The following is a 21,033-nucleotide window of genomic DNA, read 5'->3' on the forward strand; positions in this document are numbered from 1 at the left end:
GTCCTTGAACACGAGCATAAAATCTTGCGCCGTTAGGCCGCACGAGACGGCCAAGTGATACCGATCTCAGCGTTACCGCTATAGTTCGACGACCCGCGATTCGCCTTGACTGTCGATGGTTTCAGGCGACGTTGTATTGGCAAATGTTTTGTCTACCAGTGCCGCTCAATTCAAGCGAATGCCCCGCCCAATCCTCGTCAACTCTCCTGCGTTATGCTGCCAGAGTTGGCTTTGGACCAGCGAGTTTGTTCAAACGGAAACATAAAGTAGTCGCGCACGGTGAGGGGCTCGGGCTGATTGCGAAGGCCCACTTCAGGCCATTCGTCCCGTTTCGGCCAGTATGCCGTGCTGAAGATCGTGTCCCAGATGGTCGTAAAGAACCCATAGTTCCGGTGCCGGTGATGGGGCTGAGTTGAGTGATGAATTCGGTGAAACTGACCGTCTCCGATGATATATCGCAGAGGCCCAAGGTTGATGCGCGTGCTGGAGTGTGAGAGGTGCGCCTGAAAGGTAATGAGTGTCATGGCAGCAGCCGGCACCACGCCAGACTCGAAGTGGATCAGCGCGAGCGGTAATGCTACAAACAAGGCATAGATAACCGGCTCGGAAATGTGATGATTGCAATTCCACGCTGTCAGTTCGCGGATCGAGTGATGTGTAGCGTGCAAGCGCCACAGGAATGGCACGGCGTGCTGTGCTCGGTGCATCCAGTAGTAAAAGAAGTCACCGGCAATTGCGACCAAAACGCCTGAAAGGATGGCGAAAGCCGTCTTGATAACTGCGTTGTCAGAGTGAAACACTGTTGAAAGATTGACCGTCAGGAGCGGCTTGACGCCTAACCATTGCAAGCCCACAGCGTACAAGTGCCAGATTAGCGCGCCGCATCCAATCCGAATCGTCCAGTTCCTTGCGCCGCGAAGGTACGATGCAACGCTGTATCGATAAGCCGGAAAGGCGATCTCAAGAGATGCACATAACGTGGCAAAAATCGCAAGCAGTTTGAACGATTGGACGGCGAACTGGACCATCTGGTGGATATCGACAGCATTCATTGTTTGCTCCGATGAGCCGATCGAAGTCGGAGATCTCGGGTCGAAAAGCTGCTTGTCAAAATGGCCGGCTTCTTCATGGGTATCATGCAGTTACGTGACTTAAGAAGGACGCCAATGTAGTACCTCGGGTGCCAATCGATATCCGTGGCGATGGGCATTGCACCCCACAAGATCGTGCAAAGTGTCTATTGAGGGCGCCCTAACACGGTGACTGTGCCGCGGCAGCGTCATCACTATCCGCCATTTTGTGAAATCGCAAAAATCAATTGTTTGGATAAGACGCATTCGCGTCACAAATGACTTTCTCAATACAGACTCAAGAGGTGGTCGAAGGCATAGCATTCACTGCACTCAAAGTGCACTGCCGTCGCGACGTGACAGTAACCGAAGGCCGGTGCCGTCGGCACGGCGCCCTAAGATAAATGAAGCCACGACATGATGACGTGCGCCGTGTGGAGCGGCCAGCGCAACTATTGTCGTTGCCACTCCGGCTGCAAGCTCGATAAGACAACGAATGCGGGGGGGCATGCATCGGTGAAATGGGTCGCGCATGGCTATGCGAGACCGCAACTGAGATGCTTGTAGCGGCTGCGGATCGCTGCCAGAAGGGCTATCGAAGGTAGATTGAAAGTTCTAAAGTGATCATGGGGACGCCCACAATGCACGGGCATGCGAAGACCAAATCGGCGTTGACCTGCGGTCCACACACCTGGTACTGCTTTTTTTTCGGGCTCACCCTGAAACGTGAGCCCAATTCGAGAGTTCCTCGGCCGGTTCCGGCACGCCATCATATGGGGGTGGGTGCCCGTGTGTAATTCGTCAAGCCTTAGGGGCTGACTTGGGTTCGTAAAAGGTGCCATCGCGCAGCATGGCGAACAGGACATCACAGCGTCGCCGTGCCAGCGCGATGAGTGCCTGGTTATGTCGCTTGCCGTGCTGGACCTTCCGTGCGTAATACGCTCGCGAATCGGGGGGTCTCGCAAGGCCGCGAAGGCGATAGGAACAAGGCTCGCTTGAGTACCTTGTTGCCGCGCTTGGACGGATGCTCGCCACGGATAGATGAGCCTGAGCGCCGGGTAACTGGTGCGAGGCCAGCGTAGGCCGCCAGGTGACCTGCCGAAGCGAAGGCTTTGTGCGCGACCTCGGTGAGGAGTCTGGCGGCGGTCCTGACGCCGACTCCCCGGCATGCTGGTCAGGACCGGCCAAAGAGGGTGAGCAAGCCCAGCCGCTCTACTTCGGCGGCGATTTCGTCGCGCTGCTTGCGTAAGGCGGCGAGCTGCCGAGCCAGGCGCGGCATGGCGATGGTGGCGGCTTGCGTGCCGGGCACCGTCACGGCGCTGCTCGCCCAGCGCTTGAACGATTCCGGCTGCCAATCCCTTGCCCATGCGTGGCGCGAGCTTGGTCAGGCGGTTGGCAAGCGTCTTCTCGCTGGTTGCTGCAAGCGCGGCTGGAGACGGGTAGCGCTCGAGTAGATCGGTAAGCGCCCGGTTATCCCATCTTGAGTTGCGTTGAGAGTCTTGGGAGCATCGTGTCCACTTAAATAGGTGGACACGTGAACACTATTGACGAAGCAGCGGCAGCAGGCCGTCGTCGCCGCCGGCGCTACAGCGTCGAGTTCAAGGCTCAGGTTGTGGCAACTTGCCAGGGGCCCGGGGTGTCGCTCGCGGCGATCGCGTTGCACCACAAGCTGAACGCCAATCTGCTTCGACGTTGGGTCGAGCAGGCCGAAACGAACGATTGCGTGCTCGTGGCGCGTAGCGACCTGGCAGCGCCATTGGCAGCGGCGCCAGCACCGGAATTTGTACCAGTGCCACTTGAGACGCGAAACACGCGTACAACTGAGATTCGCGTCGAGGTTCGTCGCGCGGAGCAGTCGATCACGGTTAGCTGGCCAACCTCGGAGGCAGCGCAATGCGCCGCCTGGTTGCGCGAGTGGCTCGCATGATCCGCATTGACCAGGTGTGGCTGGCAGTTGACCCGCTGGACATGCGGGCCGGCTTCGATACGGCACTGGGTCGGGTGATAACCGTGTTCGGCGCCGCGCATCCGCACCATGCGTACCTGTTCGCCAACCGGCGGGCCAACCGTCTGAAGGTGCTGGTACACGATGGGATTGACATCTGGCTGGCAGCGCGACGGCTGAATCAGGGGCAGTTCACCTGGCCGCACGCTGGTAGCGAGCCAAAGCAACGCGCGCTCACACAGGAACAACTGGCCGCTCTGGTGGTGGGTTTGCCATGGCAGCGCATCGGCGCGGACGGTGTAATCCGTGTCGTTTGAAGATGCCAGGGACGTAAACGGTCGCGCTTTCGCGCTCTCCGGGGTTCTGGCAGACTCGTCTGCATGAACTTGCCAGCCGACCTCAACGCTCTTAGCCCGGAACAGCTGCGTGCGCTCGCCACACAACTGATTGCGCGCGTCGAGGACCGGGACAGGGAGATTGAGGAGAAGACCCGGGAGGTCGGCGAAGGATCGGGAGCTGCGCTACCGGCAGGCAGACCCGCATCGACCAGTTGACCCACGAGATATCGATTCTCAGGCGCCATCAGTTTGGTAGGCGCAGCGAGCAGCTCAGCAGCGATCAGATGAATCTGCTGGATGAGGCGATTGACGCGGATCTCGCCGCCATTGAAGTTGAACTCGAGCAACTTCAGCCGCAAGCCACAGCCGAGCCGCTACCCCAGCAACCGAAGCGTGCAGCGCTGCCGGCGCAATTGCCGCGCACAGAGATTCGCCACGAGCCGCAGAGCACCGTATGCCAGTGTGGCTGCGAGCGCACGCGCATCGGCGAGGACATCAGCGAGAAGCTCGACTACACACCGGGCGTGTTCACCGTGGAGCGGCATGTCCGTGGCAAGTGGGTGTGCAGAAACTGCGAAACACGGATTCAGGCCGCGGTGCCTGCGCACGTCATCGACAAGGGCATTCCGACTGCGGGACTGCTGGCCTCAGTGCTCGTTGCCAAATACGCTGACCACCTTCCCCTGTATCGTCAGGAGCAGATCTTTGCGCGGGCGGACGTCGCGATACCGCGCTCGACATTGGGCGCATGGGTCGGTACGTGCGGCGTGCAACTACAACCGCTGCTCGACGCGCTGCATGAGGAAATCCTGCAGCAGGGTGTGCTGCACGCGGATGAGACGCCGGTACAGATGCTCAGTCCCGGCAAAGGCAAGACACATCGCGCGTATCTATGGGCGTATACGCCGACGCACTACTGCGAGCTGCGCGCCGTGGTCTACGACTTCGCCGACAGCCGTGCAGGCGAACATGCCCGCGCGTTCCTCGCTGGCTGGCAGGGCAAACTGGTATGCGACGACTACAGTGGATACAAGGCTGGATTCCAGCAGGGCATCACTGAAATTGGATGTGCTGCGCACGCGAGACGCAAGTTCTTCGATCTGCACGCCAATCACAGCAGTCAGATCGCTGCGCAGGCGCTGCCGTTCTTCGCTGCGCTTTACGACATCGAGCGCGACGCTGCAGTGCTACAAGCCGAGGAACGCCACAAGCTTCGACAGAGTCGGGCCAAGCCGGTCTGCGACGCACTTCACGAATGGATGAAGGCGCAGCGCAAGCTGGTGTCGGAAGGTTCGGCGATTGCCAAAGCGCTGGATTACAGTCTTAAACGATGGGATGCGCTGACCCGCTATCTCGATGACGGTCACGTGCCTATACACAACAACTGGGTTCATGCCGCTAGCGGCATGAACCCAGTTATGCCGACTTCCCGATTATGCCGCGTCGTGCACCTGTATGACGGCGGGTATGGTCTTTCATGAATGCTGTGTCGGCATAAACGTATGATTTCTCAGGCTGGCTATCGCGCCGGCCAGGAGAGATCAGATGAATGCGAAACGCACAGTCAGTGAATCCGGCGGGCTGCCGGTCCATCACATCGATGCATTTCTTGATCGTCTGCGGACGGCACACTACTCCGAGGTATCGCTTCGCAAGAAACGAAGAGTCCTGTGTGCGTTCTCTGGGTGGATGGAGAACAGGGGCATCGACCTGATTGATCTTGATGAGTCTGTCACGGCTCGTTTTATGAAGCGCATGATCGGCGCATCACGAGACCGTGTCCAGCGTGCACGTCCCACATTACGGCAGTTTCTCGCCTATCTGCGCGCTGAAGCTATTGTGTGCCCGCCGACGTTGGGCCGCCAATCCGCGATCGCGCACATTTACGACCGATACGTGGACTATCTGAGGCAGGATCGTGGACTCGCGAGGAACTCTCTGCTCGTCTATGGCCCGTTCATTCGCGATTTTCTCGACAGCCACGCGGCCGGCGACGGAAGTTTATTGCCAGATGCATTTGACGCGGTAACGATCCGGAATCATCTTCTTGCCCGCAGCAAAGGCCGATCGGCAGAGTACACGCGGCTGATGGCAGTTGCGCTTCGCTCGTTCTGCCATTTCCTCTTTCTGCGCGGCGATACGGCACGAGACCTGTATGAGTCAGTGCCTTCGGTTCGTAAATGGCGACAGTCAACTGTGCCAACGTTCCTCACGCCTGAGCAGCAAGAAGCTCTCATTGCATCGGCAGACCAGTCGACCACGACTGGGCTTCGTGACTACGCAATCCTGCTGTTGTTGGCGCGGCTTGGCTTACGTGCCGGAGAAATCGTCGCAATCGAGCTCGACGACATTCACTGGCGTTCGGGGGAACTCGTCGTTCATGGAAAGGGGCAGATGGTCGAGCACGTCCCGCTGCCATCGGAGGTCGGAGAAGCAATCGCAACATATCTCCGCGATGGTCGCGAAGCGAGTGCATCGCGGCGCGTCTTCCTTCGCAGATTGGCACCTCGGGTTGGTTTGGCGGGGCCGGGGGCGATTGGCAAGATTGTTGGTCAGGCCTTCGCACGTGCCGGTTTCCGCCCCGCGTGCCGTGGCGCCGCACATCTGTTCCGTCACGGTCTGGCGACGACGATGATTCGTCATGGGGCCTCGATGGCAGAAATAGCCGAGGTCTTGCGACACCGCTCACCGGACAGTACCGCGATCTATGCAACGGTGGCGTTTGAGGACCTGCGCGAGGTCGCGCGCTCGTGGCCCACGGCTGGAGGTTCAATACGACTGCGATCCGCGATTCTCTCGCTCGGTACGTGGCGGTCCGCCGGGCTCTCGGGGCGTCATTCTACGAACCTGCATTGGCACTCGGCCATTTCGTTGATCTTCTCGAACATGAAGATGCTGAGTTCATTACTACCGATCTGGCTCTGCGCTGGGCAATGACGCCCACACTCGTCGAACGTGCCACCTGGGGGCGACGCCTCTCTCAAGTAAGAGGATTCGCCAGATGGATGAACCTCATTGACGGTCGAAACCAGATTCCCCCCGCGGGGCTCCTGAGTGCCCGCAGACGGCGCAATGCCCCGCATATTTACACTGAGCACGAAATTGATCTGCTTATGGCCCGAGCCGCTCAACTGCGATCCCGAACCGGCTTGCGAGCACTGACCTATTCGACGCTCATTGGGCTTCTTGTGGCGACGGGTCTCAGGCCAGGCGAAGCGTTTCGGCTCGACCGGTCCGACGTTGACCTCGTCAGCGGAATACTCTCCATCCGGGAATCGAAGTTCGGCAAATCGCGCTGTGTTCCTGTAGCAGAGTCGACCCGGTTGGCACTCGAACACTACGTCCAGAAACGCGATCAAATCTGTCCTTTACGGTTGAGCGAGGCGTTCCTGGTTAGTGAGCGCGGCAAGCGACTGAAGCCCGGCACTGCACGCAGCATGTTCGTCAGAATGTCGCGCGCTGTCGGTCTGCGACCGGCGACAGAGGATGGGCGCGATGGTTACGGTCCACGCCTCCAGGACTTCCGGCATAGCTTCGCGACTGGACGGCTGGTCGAGTGGTATCGTGCCGGTCTCGACGTAAGTAGGGAATTGCCGAAACTTACCGCCTACCTCGGGCATGTCAACGTCGGTCTTACGTACTGGTACATCGAAGCGGTTCCTGAATTGCTTGAACTTGCGGCAGCCTATCTCGACAAGAACTGTCCAGAGAACAGTCGTGAGCGCCGCCGATCTTCCATCACTCGTTCAGCGCTTCTTTACCCAGCGCCTGCTCGAGCAGCAAGGTCTAAGTTCGCATACGGTGGCAAGTTACCGTGATACGTTCCGGCTGCTGCTAGCGTTTGCCACGAACCATATCGGACGCGCGCCGTCAAAGCTGCGCATCGAGGACTTCGATGTGTCGTTGATCGAGGAATTCCTGCGGCACCTCGAACACAGCAGAGGGAATTCGGTGCGGACACGCAACACGCGGCTTGCTGCCGTGCATGCCTTCTTCCGGTTCGTCGCGGTCAGCGAGCCTGCGCTGTTTCTGCAGTGTCAGCGCGTTCTTGCAATTCCATCTAAACGCTGCGAGCACGGCCCTGTTGAGTTTCTGACAGAGAGCGAGGCCGCCGCTCTGGTAGGGGCGCCTGACGTACGAACGTGGACCGGCACCCGAGACCGAGCGCTGCTTCTTGTAGCGGTTCAAACGGGTCTGCGCAACAGCGAATTGACCACTCTCCGGCGCCAGGATGTGATGCTCGGTACAGGCGCCCACGTCCGTTGCCTCGGCAAAGGCAGAAAGACGAGATGCACTCCTCTGCGACCGGATGTTGTTGCAGTCCTGAAGGAATGGCTGCTCTATCAACCAGGCGAACCAGGTGATCCGGTCTTCCCCAGTTCGCGTGGTGGTCATCTCAGTGCCGACGCTCTTCAGCAACTCGTGTCGCGCAACGCCGAAATCGCGCGTCTCTCGTGCCCCTCGCTGAAGAAAAAATCGATAACGCCTCACACGCTTCGGCACACGGCCGCGATGAGCCTGATGCATCACGGCGTCGACCTGACTGTGATCGCGCTCTGGCTCGGTCACGAATCCTCGGAAACGACTCAGATCTACTTGCACGCCGACATGCAACTCAAGGAACGCGCGCTCGCGCACGCCACGGCGAGCGGTGTCGCGCTGACCCGCTACAAACCACCAGATCCGTTACTCGCCTTCCTGGAGGCTCTCTGATAATGCCGACACTCCAAGCGACAGGGAATAGAGATCCGCCCAACCGTTGTGCGCGTGGACTCATGACGCGGCATAATCGGGAAGTCGGCATAACTGGGTCGAAAACCAGATACGACCTTGGGCCATCGGCAGGTCGAACTGGCTGTTTGCCGGTTCGCTTCGAGCCGGGCAGCGAGCCGCGGCCATCATGAGTCTGCTACGTTCAGCGCAACTGAATGGGCACGAACCACATGCCTATCTGAAGGACGTCCTGACGCGACTGCCAACCCACAAGGCCAGCGATATCTCAACATTGCTGCCTCATCGCTGGCAGCCGACGGATCCTATCCGCTAGTTCAATTCGTCAAGACGGGTTTGCCGGCCGCTTACGTAGATCGAGCACGGCGGGATGCTCGAGGCGCGGTCCGAGAACGCGCTCAAGCGCGGGATGGATCTGGGTGAGCAGGCCGCGAATCCCGTTACTGGTTTGGGTAATTTGAGCGGCGAGATCGTCGTCGAAGCCGCACAGCATGGTCAGCTCGGCGAGCGGTTCATCAGCTAACCGAAGCGAGCGCAGCGTATGCGGCATCGAACCGGCGGCCTCGGCGATGATTGCGGCGTCGCGGGCGTCTGTCTTGGCCTCACCGGCGTGCAGGTCGGCAATGCGGCGCATCGCCAGTCCGGGCAGATCGGCAAGCAGAACGCCTTCATCGCGTGCGACGGCCAGCGGCAATGCGCCGATGGTGGCGGGCTGATCGACAACGAAGAGAAGACGGCCATGGGTCTTGAATTCGGCGATGAGGGCGCGCAGTTTGGCCTCGTCGTTGGAGAGCGCCTTGATCTACAGGCGCTTGCCATTCCGAGCTAGTGCCACGGCGTGATGCTGGCCTTTACCGACGTCGACACCGATGAAGACTCGACGACGTCATGTTGTTGGAATTCTTGCATCGAAGTTTGTGTAGATCGAACGAGTGGGCCTGCGACAACGGTGGCAAATCTCGGCATCCACGTTACGGACGGCCTTGGAATATCCCAGCTGAGTCCCTATTAGCGATCACCAGCCACCCACCAGGCCCGGTGACAACACCCCCCGGACCAGAAACTGCGACTGGGGGCGAGAATCATGCCGGGCCTGGCTGGCCAAAGCCTCAATTGTCGAGGCGGGAAGATAGTAACTGGGGGCTGCAACCGGGGAAATGTTTGGCAGTCACATGTTACATGTTACATGTGTGAGTTTGTAGACGAAAGCACGGTCCCGATCAAGGTCATTTTGTGGCGTGCAAATTTTACATAGATGCGATCATTGCAACACGCAACGTATTGCGAGGTGCTTTGGCCCACTTACGAAATTAGACGTCGTGAATTCGACATCTCCCACCGGTTCGACGAACTGCAACTTCGGGATCAGTTCCTCGAACAGGATGCGCATCTCCATGTTTGCGAGATGCTGACCAAGACATACGTGAGCACCTGCCCCAAACGCAATGTGCCGATTCGACCTTCGGTCGATATCGAATACGAAAGGGTCGGGGAAAACTTCCTCATCGCGATTGGCCGACCCGTAGCAGAGCATCAGCCAATCGCCCTTGCGGATAGTCCTGCCTCGCAAATTCGTGTCGGCTGCCGCCGTACGCATGAAATGACGCACTGGCGATGCGTAGCGGAGGCTCTCGTCGATGAATTGCGGAATGAGCGACGGGTCAGCCTTAAGCCGCGGCAGCAAATGGGGGAATTGACACAATGCCCACATCGCAACCGATATGGAAGACGAGACAGTGTCATGCCCGGCGGCGGCGATAATCACGTAGTAGCCGAGTCGGGTTGCCTCATCAATAGGCTGTCCATCGACAACCGCGTTGGCGAGCAAGGTGGCGATGTCGTTACGCGGTTTTTTCCGGCGATCTTCGGTCAGGCGATCAAAGTAACCCTTGAAGTCTGCTACAACTGACAGCAGCGCCTTGCCGATCGCACTTCCGGCGTCGCCCTGGCGACCGATCTCGCGCTTGTATTCGGCATCCTCGCTTCCAAACATCTCCTGTGTGAGTCTCAACATACGGGGAGATTCTTCCTGCGGAACTCCGAGAATATCCATGATCACGTTCAGCGGATAGTGCGAGGCGAAATCGTTCGCAAAGTCAATTACCGAGCCGCTCTTTTGCAGAACTTCCCCGATCATCAAATGTGCCAATGATCGGATGCGAGCCTCAAGCTTAACGACACTGTTCGGCATAAACCACGACTGTGTCAGTGCGCGCAAACTCTTGTGTTCGTCGCCGTCGACGTGGACGAGCGAACGGACGATGTTTGGACTACCGGTGGCCCCTATAACATGCGCGATAGATGCTTGCGGACGGCAGACGACGGAATAATCGCCGTTGCGAAACAGGGCATTGTTCCGGGAAATCATTGAGACGTCGGCGTGTTTTGTTACCACCCAGAATGGGTCATGCGCGTCCGCCATTGCTCGTCCAATTGGGTTGTTTGCACGCGCCCACGCGTATATCTCATGGAGCCCGTCGAGGTTTGTATACGACTGCGGATCAACCAGACGGTTTGCTACATCTCTCGGTAGGTCGTAATTTGTCATGCTCACGATCTTGCAGAAAAATTAACATGTGAAATCGAGGCAAGCAACGTGTATCGAAGTATCCACTCATGGCTGGGATTGGGGTCGACCGGCGTTTGCGGATCGCTCGCCAGTTGGTGCGCATCGAAGCCATCGCGTCGGCAAAAGAGGCGAACGGGCCGGGTGCATGCGTGCGCTCGTCGGATATTGTCCTTTCATACTATTCACGACTTTCGTCTTTCGCCTTAATGCATGTCAACCTTTCTTGATCACGTGACCATGCATTTGAGCCTCGAAGGTATCCCTTGTCAGACACAGCGCATGACAATGGCATTCGCGCACGAGGAGCAAGCTCCCCGCTTGTCGATGTCTTCGTGGCCAAGTGACAGAACCGGAAGGCAGTCGAACCGGCGCCCCTTTGCCCGGTGCGGTGCGGCGCCTCTCACGCTGCAATGATTCTCCAGCCCATTCTATTGAGGCCGTCGTTCATATCTATCAACTTTGACGCTATGACAAAAGTGGCTCATGACAGGAGGCAACTCTAAGTAAAAATCCTTTTCCGTATCCTTCAAACCGCCCGGATAACAGTCAGAGACGAAATCTTTCAAGGGCGTCAGCGCCGGTTGGCAATTTGCGCGGGGCGCCCTCACTGAATTCGTTCCATCGCGTAGCCTATGCTGCCAGCAATTGATGACCATGTTGGCTACTTACCTGATGTAAGAAAAGTCTGACCTTGATCAAGGGTTGCCGTGCGTTTGTCTCGTACACTTGGGTTGCAGCGGGTCGAACCGTCTCGCTCGACCTACTGTGGGGACTTTAGACGACCCGTCAGAGTATAGACGACTCCGATGGGTCACTTTTTTTTCTGTGTCCCGGCTGTCCTTGCCAGTCGCCCACCCGTTCGTTGGGCGGTCATTAGTTCCGAAATAGAACGCGCGGGGAACAATGACCCGATTCCCGACAGTGGTCAGGTAGCATATCCCCTGATATTCGTTCCAAGCAGCGATTCGGACCGTCTCTTTGACGGCTACCATTAGGCGGATTCCTCGCGGACTGGTGCAACACCCTTCGTCGCTGCTTTCTGCATGGCAAAGATTGGCGGCTGCTGGCCAAGGTGAAATGCCGCTAGCACATGGAAGCGGACCAGTGAAGGGCCAGATTTGAGATCTCCCGTAGCCCAATCACCGTGGGCAACGAGGTGTGCGAGGCGGGTTCCTGGCCGATATGAGTCATCCAATGAATTAAGGCATTGATGCGGTTAGGTCCCGCAGTTGGCGCAATATGATGCGCTTTGGGTAGCCGTTCGCGCGTCGGAGCCTGCCTGCGTCGAATAGAGTTCGACATGCGTAGGCTGGTCGGTCATTGAGGGCCAGCGGCATCAGTCGGACGATTGAGATAATCGAGCCTTTGTTTCTTCCCGAGCTACGACGCTACAGGATCAACGAACGCGGCCCATCCCACCGCATCTGCGTTGTCGAAAGCGCAACCACGAGGCGTGGAGCGACAAATTATCTCTGTCTGAGATTGATGCGCATCTTCTTCGCTGCACTATGATCCGCAATCTGTCTTGGCAAGCGTGAAACGCGTGGGGTCTCGCGTTATTCGCAACGTCGGTTGTAGGGGGCCGCGACCCTGACGTCCATTGCGCGCGGGCTGGCGACATATTGCTCGAGCGCCGAAGGTTGCCGCGGCGTGAGGATAGGCAATTGGATTGCAAGATGCCGATGCGAGACGGGCTATTCGACAACGCGCGAATTAGCGACAAAGCTCGGTGTATCAAGTTAGGGAAAGGGGCCCTGTCCTCCTGCGTGAGCAATTTGGCCGGGCGCAACGAGCAGCTCAACGGCGAAGGGGTAAGTCCGACAGACGGGGCTATCGACGCCGGCCGGTGCAGTTGCGGATGGGCGAATATTTGGAAAGACATCAACGAGAAGCTGGCGTACGCACCGGGAGTCGTCACGGTGCAGCGGCATGGGAAGTAAAAAAGATCTGTCGCAAATGCGAGACGTTCAACTGGTACGGCAAGCTGACGGGTGGTGATCGTTGCTCATGGAGCATCGATCGGTCAAGCCGCAAACTTAGGAGGGCTCAACCTCCATTCGAGATGTATGCCGATCACAGTGGTCAGATTCCTGAGCAGGTGCTGTCGTTCGATTGCTTCATTTGTTTAACGCAGATGGTGTCAGGAATCCTTGGCGGTGGTGAACAGTTCATGTTCAAGCTGTCCCCGTTGGTTATCTATACACTGAATATGCCAGTGGCCGTTTGATGGAGCCCAACGTCCTTCTGTATACCGCAGCGCATATCCGGAGTCGCCTTCGAAAAGTCTGTAACGACAGTCGAGATTCAATCCTTCGAGAACATACGCGAGTGTGTTTTCGCTGGGCCCGCACACTAACGTGTTGCCGCAATCCACATGCAACGAGCCCCATTCGGGTAAGTCCAGTCCGGAATGAGCCTCGCGCGACCATTGCCGCTTTTCTGTGTCGAGCCAGAGGATTGCGAATGCCATCGGACGGGTAGTATTAAACATGTCGAGCTGGACGGTAAGACGCATGAAAATTCTCCTAACACATATTCTCCACGCCTAGTTGACGTAGGAAACGGCGAACCTCGCCGCGGCTCACTCGCTGATTTCTCATCTCCCAGCGTATGCGCATCGTTCGTCGATGTGCTGCTATCAAAACGATCGCGACAAGGACCGTCACTCTGCCTGAGATATCTCACGGGGAAGAGCGCTGTTCCTGTACTAACTGTGTGTCGCGATTCATGAAGATCAGAGATGGGGAACTGACTACCAGTGGCGGCCTCGGGCCATGCATCCCCTAAGAAACCTTAACAAAATGAACAAAGGGGCTGTTTACTCTCGATGAATCCTGTTAACCTTTTCATTGTTTCGACGACGAAAAGGACATGGCTAAACCCATACTCGACGACGAACTTTGGGCACTCATTGAACCGTTACTGCCCCCTCCCAAACCAAGGCGAAGCCGTTATCCTGGGCGCAGGCCGCTCGATGATCGTGCGCTGCTCACTGGCATCCTATTCATCCTTCAGACAGGCCTGCGCTGGGACCTGCTGCCACGCGAGATGGGCTGCGGCAGCGGCATGAGTTGCTGGCGCCGTCTGCGGGACTGGCAGGCTGCTGGCGTCTGGGACCGACTGCATGAAGTCCTGCTCGCCAGGCTGCGCGCGGCTGACCAGATTGACTGGTCGCGTGTCGTCGTCGATTCCTCCTCGATCCGCGCCGTGGGCGCAGGTCAAAAACGGGACCGAATCCCACGGACCGCGCGCGACCCGGTTCAAAGCACCACCTCATCACCGAAGCGCAGGGCATCCCGCTCGCGGTAATTCTCACGGGCGCCAACCGTAACGATGTTACCCAGCTTCACCCACTGGTTGACGCCATCCCACCCATTGCTGGCAAGCGTGGCCGGCCGCTTTCGAAGCCCCGCATTGTTCAAGGCGATCGGGGCTACGATCACGACAAATACCGCCGTCCGCTACACGCAGCCGGCATCGCGACTGAAATCGCCCGACGCGGCGAGCCCCACGGCAGCGGACTGGGCAAAACACGCTGGGTGGTCGAGCGCACCATTTCGTGGCTTCATAACTTTCGACGACTGCGCATCCGCTTCGAACGTCTTGCATTCATCCATGAAGCCTTCATGAAAATTGCCTGCTGCATCATCTGCTGGCGAAAGCTGAAGAACTCATTTTGTTAACGCCTCTAACTCGACGTCGCAATGAACGCGGCAAGCATATCTGATGAAGTCGGGCCTGAACCCCGGACCGCCGACGCCCGTCGCCTAAGGCCCTTAAACCCGTCAACCGTCGCGGAAGATGAAGCTGTACGCGCTCAACGCCGGCACGCCGCCCAGGTGCGCATACAGCACGCGCGAGCCGGCCGGAAATTCGCCGTTACACACCTTGTCGATCATGCCGTGCATCGATTTTCCCTCGTACACCGGATCGGTCAGCATGCCTTCGAGCCGCGCGCACAAACGGATCGCCTCGAGCGTGCCGTCGTTGGGCAGACCGTATTCCGGACCGCCGTAGCGCTCGTCGAGCACGATGTCCTTCGCGGTGATGTCGCGGCCCAGCTCGACGCTCTCGGCGGTCCGCTTCGCGATGCGCGTGATCTGCTCGCGCGTCTGCGCCGGTTTCGCCGAGGCGTCGATGCCGATCACCCGATCGGCGCGGCCGTCGGCGGCGAAACCGACGACCATGCCCGCTTGGGTGCTGCCCGTCACCGAGCACACGACGATGTAGTCGAATTTGAAGCCCAGTTCGGCTTCCTGCTGGCGCACCTCTTCGGCGAAGCCGACGAAGCCGAGCCCGCCCAGCGGATGATCTGAGCAGCCGGCCGGAATCGCGTACGGCTTGCGGCCGGCAGCGCGCACGCTGTCGAGCGCGTCTTCCCAGCTCTTGCGAAAGCCGATGTCGAAGCCGTCCGGCACGAGCCGCACGTCGGCGCCCATCATGCGCGACATCAGGATGTTGCCGACACGGTCGTACACCGCATCTGGGTAGTTGACCCAGCTCTCCTGCACGAGCACGCACTTCAGGCCCAGATGCGCGGCAACCGCCGCGACCTGGCGCGTCTGGTTCGACTGGATGCCGCCGATCGACACGAGCGTGTCGCAGCCCTGCGCAAGCGCGTCGGGGATCAGATATTCGAGCTTGCGGGTCTTGTTGCCGCCGAACGCGAGGCCGCTGTTGCAGTCCTCGCGCTTGGCATAAAGCTTGACCTTGCCGCCGAGATGCTCGCTCAGACGGTTGAGCGGCTGGATCGGCGTCGGCCCGAAGGTGAGCGAGTAGCGGGGGAAACGTTGCAGGTTCATCGGGGCTCCGTGGCGAGTGATTTCCGTGAGTTCATGGTAAGAGGCCAGTTCAAAGATGTGACTCCTCTCCTTTGAAAATGTTCCAGCAGATGAGCGAGCAAGCAAAAACTGACGAATGCTTGCTTGATAATATGGCCGCGACGGTCGATGTCGATACGACGACGTCGGACGTTGCAGAGCCACGCGTGAGTCCGTGCTGCCAACCAGCGGAATTTGCTGAGACCGCTACCATCTTCGGTTCTTCGTTGTCCAATCACTGGCTTTATGCCGCGATCATGCAAGTGTTGGCGATTTGTCGGTGTGGTAGTCGCGATCGCCGCAAATGACCGCGGGCCTACGAAATGTTCTGCCGCACGCGATGCGTCGGTTTTGGCCCGGATTTTCGCTGCCTTCGTCCGCAGTCCCTGCATTTTCGTCGTCATGTGTTCTGTACGTTTCGAATCCAGCGAGGCGGGCACCAGAAATAGTGCTACAGCCTTTTGACAGGTTTTTCTTGCTATCGCTCTCGGCGTCGACGGGCATCTTACGTGTTAAGGCGACGATGGGGCGCGGATGACATGCGCATCGGGAGTTACACTGTTTCCCATTTCGAACGATTGATCGTTTCGCTATGTGCGAATTGTCGCCTTATCCACGGGCGCGGACCGAGAAGTCCGTGTTTTTGAATAGCCAGGGTATTCGTTTCAAGGTGTATTAACTCGGCAAGCCGCGCAATGCTGTTTGTGTTCGCTGGGCGATATGGCATAGTGCGGCTTACTCATCCTATCCAAAGGAAAACAAGCATGGCTACGCTGGAAGCCGTCCAGGCAAAAATCGCAAAGCTCCAAGCACGGGTGGCAGTGTTAGAGAAGAGATATTCGGCAACAGCGATCGGGAAAATCCTCCGTATGCTGGAACAGCACTCTCTATCTATTGCTGATATTGAGGCGTCTTTGGGCAGGCGACCCGGCCGCGGACCCGGCGCGACCGCACCGGCCAAGCGGGAGGCATCGGCAACGAAGTACGCCGACCCAAAGACGGGGGCGAACTGGTCCGGTCGTGGCCGGGCACCGGCTTGGATCGCTAAGATAAAAGACCGCACCAAGTTCCTGGTGACGAACACTACGACGAACTCAACAGCGACTGCTCAGAAAACGCTTAAGTCTGAGAAGAAAGTAAAGGAGCCGCAGCCTCACATCTATCAGAACCCTAGGACAGGAGCGACTTGGAGCGGGCGTGGTCGTACGCCGTCGTGGATCGCAGGTGCCAGAGACCGCACGAAGTTCCTGATCTCCGCGGCCGAGACACCCGAAAATTCTCGAAAGGTGGCAAAAGCAGTCCATTCCAGCAAGACAGCTGCTCCGAAGAAAGCCGCAGGCAGGAAGGCAGCAACAAAAAAGCCGGCGGAGCAATAAGGCGTCGGAATACCTCAGCACCGGTGCGGGAAGAGCACCTCGGAGACTGGTAGTGGCGCTTTGTCGGCTATCCTCTGGCGGAGGCGTGCATCGAATGGCTCGGCGAAGTCGACAGCTGCTGATGCAAACGTTGCGCCGCAAACGGCAGCAATCGTGAGTGCGCCTCTCAGATATATGTAGGAGACCCACGGGGCTGCGCGATATACCTCCGCAGCCCAGCGTTGTTCTTGCACTCGGCCGCAGTCCCTCCAATCGGGCGTCGTGCCAGTCTCCGACCCTATCCTTTGCAATTGCTCCGCGATGAGCGATTTGGCACATTCGCAATGGCGAATGCTGTCGTAGAACTGACCACCCGGTGGGTAGGGGTGGAAATGTGCTGGGCATCACTGATCAAAGGTCTAGCAGGATGCGGAAATACCCCCGCCCGGAATCGGCCTTCCACGATTTGAGCGCCCACCGTCTAAATCTTTCGCATTGTGCAATTTCAACGCGCATCAACCTTTTTAAAGCACTGTGAGGCCGGCTTCTGGCCTCATTGCCGCCTTTTCCAGCCACTATGGGCGGATTTGTGCCAGGGATCGCATGCGCACGAGGTTATAGGCCGTCATGTTCAACACGAACATCTGGTCCACCTTCTTCAAGCCGCGCACCATCACCTGGCGCATGCGCCCTACGGTCTTGGCCCAGCCGAAACCTTGTTCGATCAACTTCCGCTTTTGCTGCGAAATGGCGTAGCCCGCGCTCGAGGCAATCGTATCGGGCACTGCCGAACGTCGCCCCGAGGCGTTTTGCGCAACGTGCGGTGTGACCTTCATCTGTTGGCACGCCTCGATGAATTCCTGAGCGTTGTAACCCTTGTCTGCACCCAACGTAATTTCTACGTTCGGATCCTCTGCCGCTTGCCGCGCGTCGTGGATCATGATCTTGGCGGCTTCACGCTCTGCATGCCCGTCGGCGCGTGTCACGCGCGCATTGACCACCAGGCCGTGCCGGTTATCGGTCAGCGTATGGCCCCTGTACCGCAATTCGCTGGCCGTTTTGCCTTTGCGATAGAGCTGCGCATCTGGATCGGTCCTCGACTGATGTGTCTCGTTGCTGCGTTTCTCGCCCTTGAAGTCGCCCGCGCCGCTACCATCGTTGTCCTGATCGTCACCGTTCTTGCGTACGAAGCTCTTGTGTCCGGCCCACGCCTGGATCAACGTGCCGTCCACGCTGAAATGCTCCCCCGAGAGCAGGCACTTCTTCTCGGCGATGGCCACTACGGCGTTGAAGAATTCGATCACGGCATCGTGCTTGATCAGACGCTCCCGGTTCTTCGTGAAGACCGTGGGCACCCACACCTCGTCATCCATGGCCAGGCCGATGAACCAGCGAAACAGCAGGTTGTACTGCACCTGCTCCATGAGTTGGCGCTCCGAGCGGATGCTGTAAAGGAACTGGATCAGCATGGCTCGCAGCAACTTCTCTGGCGCGATGCTCGGCCGTCCACCCTTTATGTCAGCTTCGTACATCCCCGCGAACAGTCGATCCATCTTCGCCAGCGCTTCGTTCGCCATCACGCGGATCGAACGCAACGGATGCGACTTGGGCACGAAGTCGTCGAGCTTGCGTACGGAAAACAAACTCTCGGTGAACGTGTCGGCGCCGCGCATGATCTCCAGTGGGCAAGTGGTGGTTCATCTATCAACGCTTCACGAACTCTGCGCGATGACGTGTTTCAGCGGTACTTCAGCAACCTGCTAGTGATGCCGCGGAGTGAAGGACGTAATGGCAGTTGCTTTAGAGAATGAAAGGGACTTCCCCGTCCCGAGGCTGCGGCGGAAGCCGCGAGTCGGCATCAATGTGCCAGGATGAAGTTGCGAACGTTCATCGACACCAGCGAGAGGGGAAGTCCATGGCTATTATCACTGTCGGAATCGATCTTGCCAAGAATGTATTTGCCGTTCACGGTGTGGACGAGACCGGTAAGGCGATGCTGATCAAGCCGCGTGTTCCGCGCGATCAGCTGGCGACGTTGATCGCACAGTTGCCTGCGTGCCTCATTGGCATGGAAGCGTGCTCCGGCGCGCATCACTGGGCCCGCATGTTCCAGCGGCACGGCCATACGGTCAAGCTCATGGCGCCCAATCTTGTCGCGCCTTATCGCATGTCGGGCAAGCGCGGCAAGAACGACGCGGCGGATGCTGCTGCAATCTGCGAAGCGGTGACGCGCCCGAGCATGCGTTTTGTGCCGCTGAAGGACGAACATCAGCAGGCAACGCTTTGCCTGCATCGGACACGACAAGGTTTCGTCGAAGAGAGGACAGCGACCTACAACCGGTTGCGAGGCCTGCTCTGGGAATTCGGCGTGGTGCTGCCACAGAGCCCGGACAAATTGCGCAGGTACATCACGGAACATCTGGACACATTGCCTGGCTGGGCAAAGCGCAGTATCAGCGATCTGCTTGAGCATGCCGGCCATATCGAGGATCGCCTGCTCGAATACGACCGTGCGATCGCTGAGATCGCGCGTGAGGACGCGCGTAGCAAGAGGCTGATGCAGTTGCGCGGCATCGGCCCAACCACGGCAAGTGCGCTGCTCGCCAGTATTGGTGCCGGGCACGACTTCAGAAACGGCCGACAGGTGGCAGCCTGGATCGGACTTACGCCCGGTCAATATAGCAGCGGCGGTAAGGCGCGGCTGGGCAGCATTACGAAAGCAGGTGACGCCTATCTGCGCGGCCTGCTGGTCAACGGTGCCCGCGCTGTCATTGCTAACCTCGGCGAGAAACAGGATCGCTTCAGCCGATGGGCCCGAACCCTAGTCGAGCGCCGGGGCTACTGGCGGGCAGCCATCGCGATAGCCGCAAAGAACGCGAGATTGGCGTGGGCTGTGCTGAAATATGGTGATGACTTCAAGCTCGAACCAGTGGCAGACTGACTCCGATTCGAGGCTGTCGGCCAACCTGCAACGGGAAACGGGCGCAGACATCATGAGCACATAGAAACGATCACTTTGCACTGCCAGCGGTGATGTGAAGCGGGTTGGACCCGCGCGGAGCGTACCTGAATAACACGGCGGGGATATCCATTCCCGGCTAGAGAATGAGGCCTCTGCGCGCGTCTTTCATCAGGGTCCGGACCATTGGTCCAACATGACCGGTTGTAGAACCGCAGTCCTTCACCTTCTCACACGCACCAGCGCGGCATTGCAGCATGTATCAACAGCGAACCTCGATTGAGCTTGTGCTCAACGGGGAAGCCCTTGTAGCGTGTTATGCACTTTTGTTAAGGGCTGAAATTGGATGAGCATAGTACGGGGAATACGACGAAACGCAAGTCAGCGAGGGTCTCGGCCGATCGCCCGTAGTGTTTGGCCAGCCTGTGGAAGCCGGTGAGCCAGCCGAAGATGCGGTCGACTACCCCCGCGCGTGGCAACAAGACAAAGCCTGCTTCGCCTCCGGCAGCATGATGACCTGTAGCCCGATTCTTCGAGTGCAGTCTGCGCAGGTCCTTCGCCGATGTATCCTTGGTCGGGGCCATCTTGTCAGTTTGGCCCTGTGGCCTGCTGAAGGGCGATCGCGTTGGACGAGGCGGCGCTTGAGCGCTTTTTTCCGCCGCAGTCGTTGAGTCCACCGGATGCCCAATCGACCGCGCCGTGAGCTCGGTAGGAGAGGCGTGCGTCGTCTAGGAGCCCGTAGACTGTAGCTGGTTTGCATACAGTAGATGCGATGGGCAACGGACTGTCAGTCGCGCAGCGCCAGCCCCCCGGGGCGAGAAGCTGTTGATCGATTGCTCGGGCCAGAGGCTCGGCATCGTCGATCCACACCGGCGAGATCTGCGGACGGAGCTATTCGTCGCGACGCTCGCCGCATCAATCGACACTTATGCGAAATCACCTAGCCCAACCAGCTCAGAGCGTCACCGGGCGTATGCGACGTCCGGCGTCGCGCTGGGCTTTACAAACGAGCCGGTGCAACAGTTGCCTCGGTCCTTGTCGACAGCTGCGGGCGAGGCCGGGCGCGGAAAGCGGCTCTTTCACGATTTCCGATTATCGTCGGATCACACGATAGCCTGTGCCAGGTGCCACACGCTGCCAACCGGTGGAGTAGATGGAAAAAGGGCTTAGTCGGGCGTCGGCGCTCAGCGGGGGCGATTAGAGGGTGTTAGATCCTATGCAGCAGGAAGGCCGGCGAGCTGATCCG

The 21,033-nt window shown here is 58.6% G+C and carries 14 protein-coding genes and 4 pseudogenes; 11 read left to right on the plus strand and 7 right to left on the minus strand.

From position 1 onward, the window contains the following. Positions 1-197: 197 nt before the first annotated feature. On the minus strand, positions 198-1,052 hold the full coding sequence (locus tag G5S42_RS40135) for a sterol desaturase family protein (RefSeq protein WP_176112244.1): 855 nt from the start codon (positions 1,050-1,052) through the stop codon (positions 198-200). A gap of 819 nt (positions 1,053-1,871) precedes the next feature. Then, positions 1,872-2,536 (minus strand): annotated as a pseudogene (locus G5S42_RS40140) (transposase); the annotation flags it as partial. Positions 2,537-2,604: 68 nt separating this feature from the next. On the opposite strand from G5S42_RS40140, the gene tnpA reads away from it, so the two are divergent. The 7 genes and pseudogenes from tnpA to G5S42_RS40175 all read left to right on the plus strand — a co-directional run. Further along, entirely contained in the window at positions 2,605-2,997 is a 393-nt protein-coding gene (gene tnpA / locus G5S42_RS40145) for an IS66-like element accessory protein TnpA (RefSeq protein WP_312883715.1), read from the plus strand. Further along, positions 2,994-3,332: an IS66 family insertion sequence element accessory protein TnpB gene (gene tnpB, locus G5S42_RS40150; RefSeq protein ID WP_176112245.1), complete on the plus strand. Its 339-nt coding sequence runs from the start codon at positions 2,994-2,996 to the stop codon at positions 3,330-3,332. The genes tnpA and tnpB overlap by 4 nt, the downstream gene beginning before the upstream one ends. 63 nt (positions 3,333-3,395) lie before the next feature. Further along, positions 3,396-4,744: pseudogene (gene tnpC, locus G5S42_RS40155) on the plus strand (IS66 family transposase); the annotation flags it as partial. 154 nt (positions 4,745-4,898) lie between these two features. After that, positions 4,899-6,290 carry a site-specific integrase gene (locus G5S42_RS40160; RefSeq protein WP_246392496.1) on the plus strand — a complete coding sequence of 464 codons (1,392 nt, stop codon included), beginning with the start codon at positions 4,899-4,901 and terminating at the stop codon, positions 6,288-6,290. Between the two features lie 68 nt (positions 6,291-6,358). Next, positions 6,359-7,171 carry a tyrosine-type recombinase/integrase gene (locus tag G5S42_RS40165; RefSeq protein WP_246392498.1) on the plus strand — a complete coding sequence of 271 codons (813 nt, stop codon included), beginning with the start codon at positions 6,359-6,361 and terminating at the stop codon, positions 7,169-7,171. Then, positions 7,071-8,066 carry a tyrosine-type recombinase/integrase gene (locus G5S42_RS40170; RefSeq protein WP_176112246.1) on the plus strand — a complete coding sequence of 332 codons (996 nt, stop codon included), beginning with the start codon at positions 7,071-7,073 and terminating at the stop codon, positions 8,064-8,066. Before G5S42_RS40165 ends, G5S42_RS40170 begins: the two co-directional genes overlap by 101 nt. Positions 8,067-8,154: 88 nt before the next feature. Further along, positions 8,155-8,400 (plus strand): annotated as a pseudogene (locus G5S42_RS40175) (transposase domain-containing protein); the annotation flags it as partial. Positions 8,401-8,415: 15 nt separating this feature from the next. Here the strand turns inward: G5S42_RS40175 and G5S42_RS40180 are convergent. The 3 genes and pseudogenes from G5S42_RS40180 to G5S42_RS40190 all read right to left on the minus strand — a co-directional run. Beyond that, positions 8,416-8,955 (minus strand): annotated as a pseudogene (locus G5S42_RS40180) (IS110 family transposase); the annotation flags it as partial. Positions 8,956-9,345: 390 nt separating this feature from the next. Next, a complete protein-coding gene (locus tag G5S42_RS40185) occupies positions 9,346-10,638 on the minus strand; it encodes a cytochrome P450 (RefSeq protein ID WP_176112247.1) in 1,293 nt (430 codons plus the stop codon). Positions 10,639-12,793: 2,155 nt separating this feature from the next. Next, positions 12,794-13,168 carry a DUF3564 family protein gene (locus tag G5S42_RS40190; protein ID WP_176112248.1) on the minus strand — a complete coding sequence of 125 codons (375 nt, stop codon included), beginning with the start codon at positions 13,166-13,168 and terminating at the stop codon, positions 12,794-12,796. Positions 13,169-13,524: 356 nt separating this feature from the next. On the opposite strand from G5S42_RS40190, the gene G5S42_RS40195 reads away from it, so the two are divergent. Beyond that, a protein-coding gene (locus tag G5S42_RS40195) for an IS5 family transposase (RefSeq protein WP_176105867.1) occupies positions 13,525-14,336 on the plus strand; the annotation gives its coding sequence in 2 pieces (ribosomal slippage) (positions 13,525-13,873 and positions 13,873-14,336; 813 coding nt in all). A 102-nt stretch (positions 14,337-14,438) separates the two neighbouring features. Here G5S42_RS40195 and G5S42_RS40200 read toward each other — a convergent pair. Beyond that, positions 14,439-15,455 carry a 1-aminocyclopropane-1-carboxylate deaminase gene (locus G5S42_RS40200; RefSeq protein ID WP_176112249.1) on the minus strand — a complete coding sequence of 339 codons (1,017 nt, stop codon included), beginning with the start codon at positions 15,453-15,455 and terminating at the stop codon, positions 14,439-14,441. 782 nt (positions 15,456-16,237) lie between these two features. Here G5S42_RS40200 and G5S42_RS40205 point away from each other — a divergent pair. Then, positions 16,238-16,849 (plus strand): H-NS family nucleoid-associated regulatory protein, encoded by a 612-nt coding sequence (locus G5S42_RS40205; protein WP_176112250.1) that lies wholly within the window; start codon positions 16,238-16,240, stop codon positions 16,847-16,849. A gap of 554 nt (positions 16,850-17,403) precedes the next feature. On the opposite strand, the gene G5S42_RS40210 is transcribed toward G5S42_RS40205, so the two are convergent. Then, the gene (locus G5S42_RS40210; RefSeq protein WP_176112251.1) at positions 17,404-18,501 is read right to left on the minus strand and encodes an IS5 family transposase; all 1,098 of its coding nucleotides are present in this window, start codon (positions 18,499-18,501) and stop codon (positions 17,404-17,406) included. 242 nt (positions 18,502-18,743) lie between these two features. On the opposite strand from G5S42_RS40210, the gene G5S42_RS40215 reads away from it, so the two are divergent. Beyond that, positions 18,744-19,769 carry an IS110 family RNA-guided transposase gene (locus G5S42_RS40215; protein ID WP_176112039.1) on the plus strand — a complete coding sequence of 342 codons (1,026 nt, stop codon included), beginning with the start codon at positions 18,744-18,746 and terminating at the stop codon, positions 19,767-19,769. A gap of 1,032 nt (positions 19,770-20,801) precedes the next feature. Then, a complete protein-coding gene (locus G5S42_RS44795) occupies positions 20,802-20,957 on the plus strand; it encodes a cytochrome c peroxidase (RefSeq protein WP_312883737.1) in 156 nt (51 codons plus the stop codon). Positions 20,958-21,033: the final 76 nt, after the last annotated feature.

Origin of the sequence: Paraburkholderia youngii, assembly GCF_013366925.1 — a bacterium.
In the GTDB taxonomy this organism is placed as follows: domain Bacteria; phylum Pseudomonadota; class Gammaproteobacteria; order Burkholderiales; family Burkholderiaceae; genus Paraburkholderia; species Paraburkholderia youngii.

Bases quoted from the DNA above. Each gene is read 5' to 3' on its own strand.
- G5S42_RS40135 (WP_176112244.1), bottom strand. From the start codon at position 1,052: ATGAATGCTGTCGATATCCACCAGATGGTCCAGTTCGCCGTCCAATCG.
- tnpB (WP_176112245.1), top strand. From the start codon at position 2,994: ATGATCCGCATTGACCAGGTGTGGCTGGCAGTTGACCCGCTGGACATG.
- G5S42_RS40160 (WP_246392496.1), top strand. From the start codon at position 4,899: ATGAATGCGAAACGCACAGTCAGTGAATCCGGCGGGCTGCCGGTCCAT.
- G5S42_RS40165 (WP_246392498.1), top strand. From the start codon at position 6,359: ATGAACCTCATTGACGGTCGAAACCAGATTCCCCCCGCGGGGCTCCTG.
- G5S42_RS40190 (WP_176112248.1), bottom strand. From the start codon at position 13,168: ATGCGTCTTACCGTCCAGCTCGACATGTTTAATACTACCCGTCCGATG.
- G5S42_RS40200 (WP_176112249.1), bottom strand. From the start codon at position 15,455: ATGAACCTGCAACGTTTCCCCCGCTACTCGCTCACCTTCGGGCCGACG.
- G5S42_RS40205 (WP_176112250.1), top strand. From the start codon at position 16,238: ATGGCTACGCTGGAAGCCGTCCAGGCAAAAATCGCAAAGCTCCAAGCA.
- G5S42_RS40210 (WP_176112251.1), bottom strand. From the start codon at position 18,501: ATGCGCGGCGCCGACACGTTCACCGAGAGTTTGTTTTCCGTACGCAAG.
- G5S42_RS40215 (WP_176112039.1), top strand. From the start codon at position 18,744: ATGGCTATTATCACTGTCGGAATCGATCTTGCCAAGAATGTATTTGCC.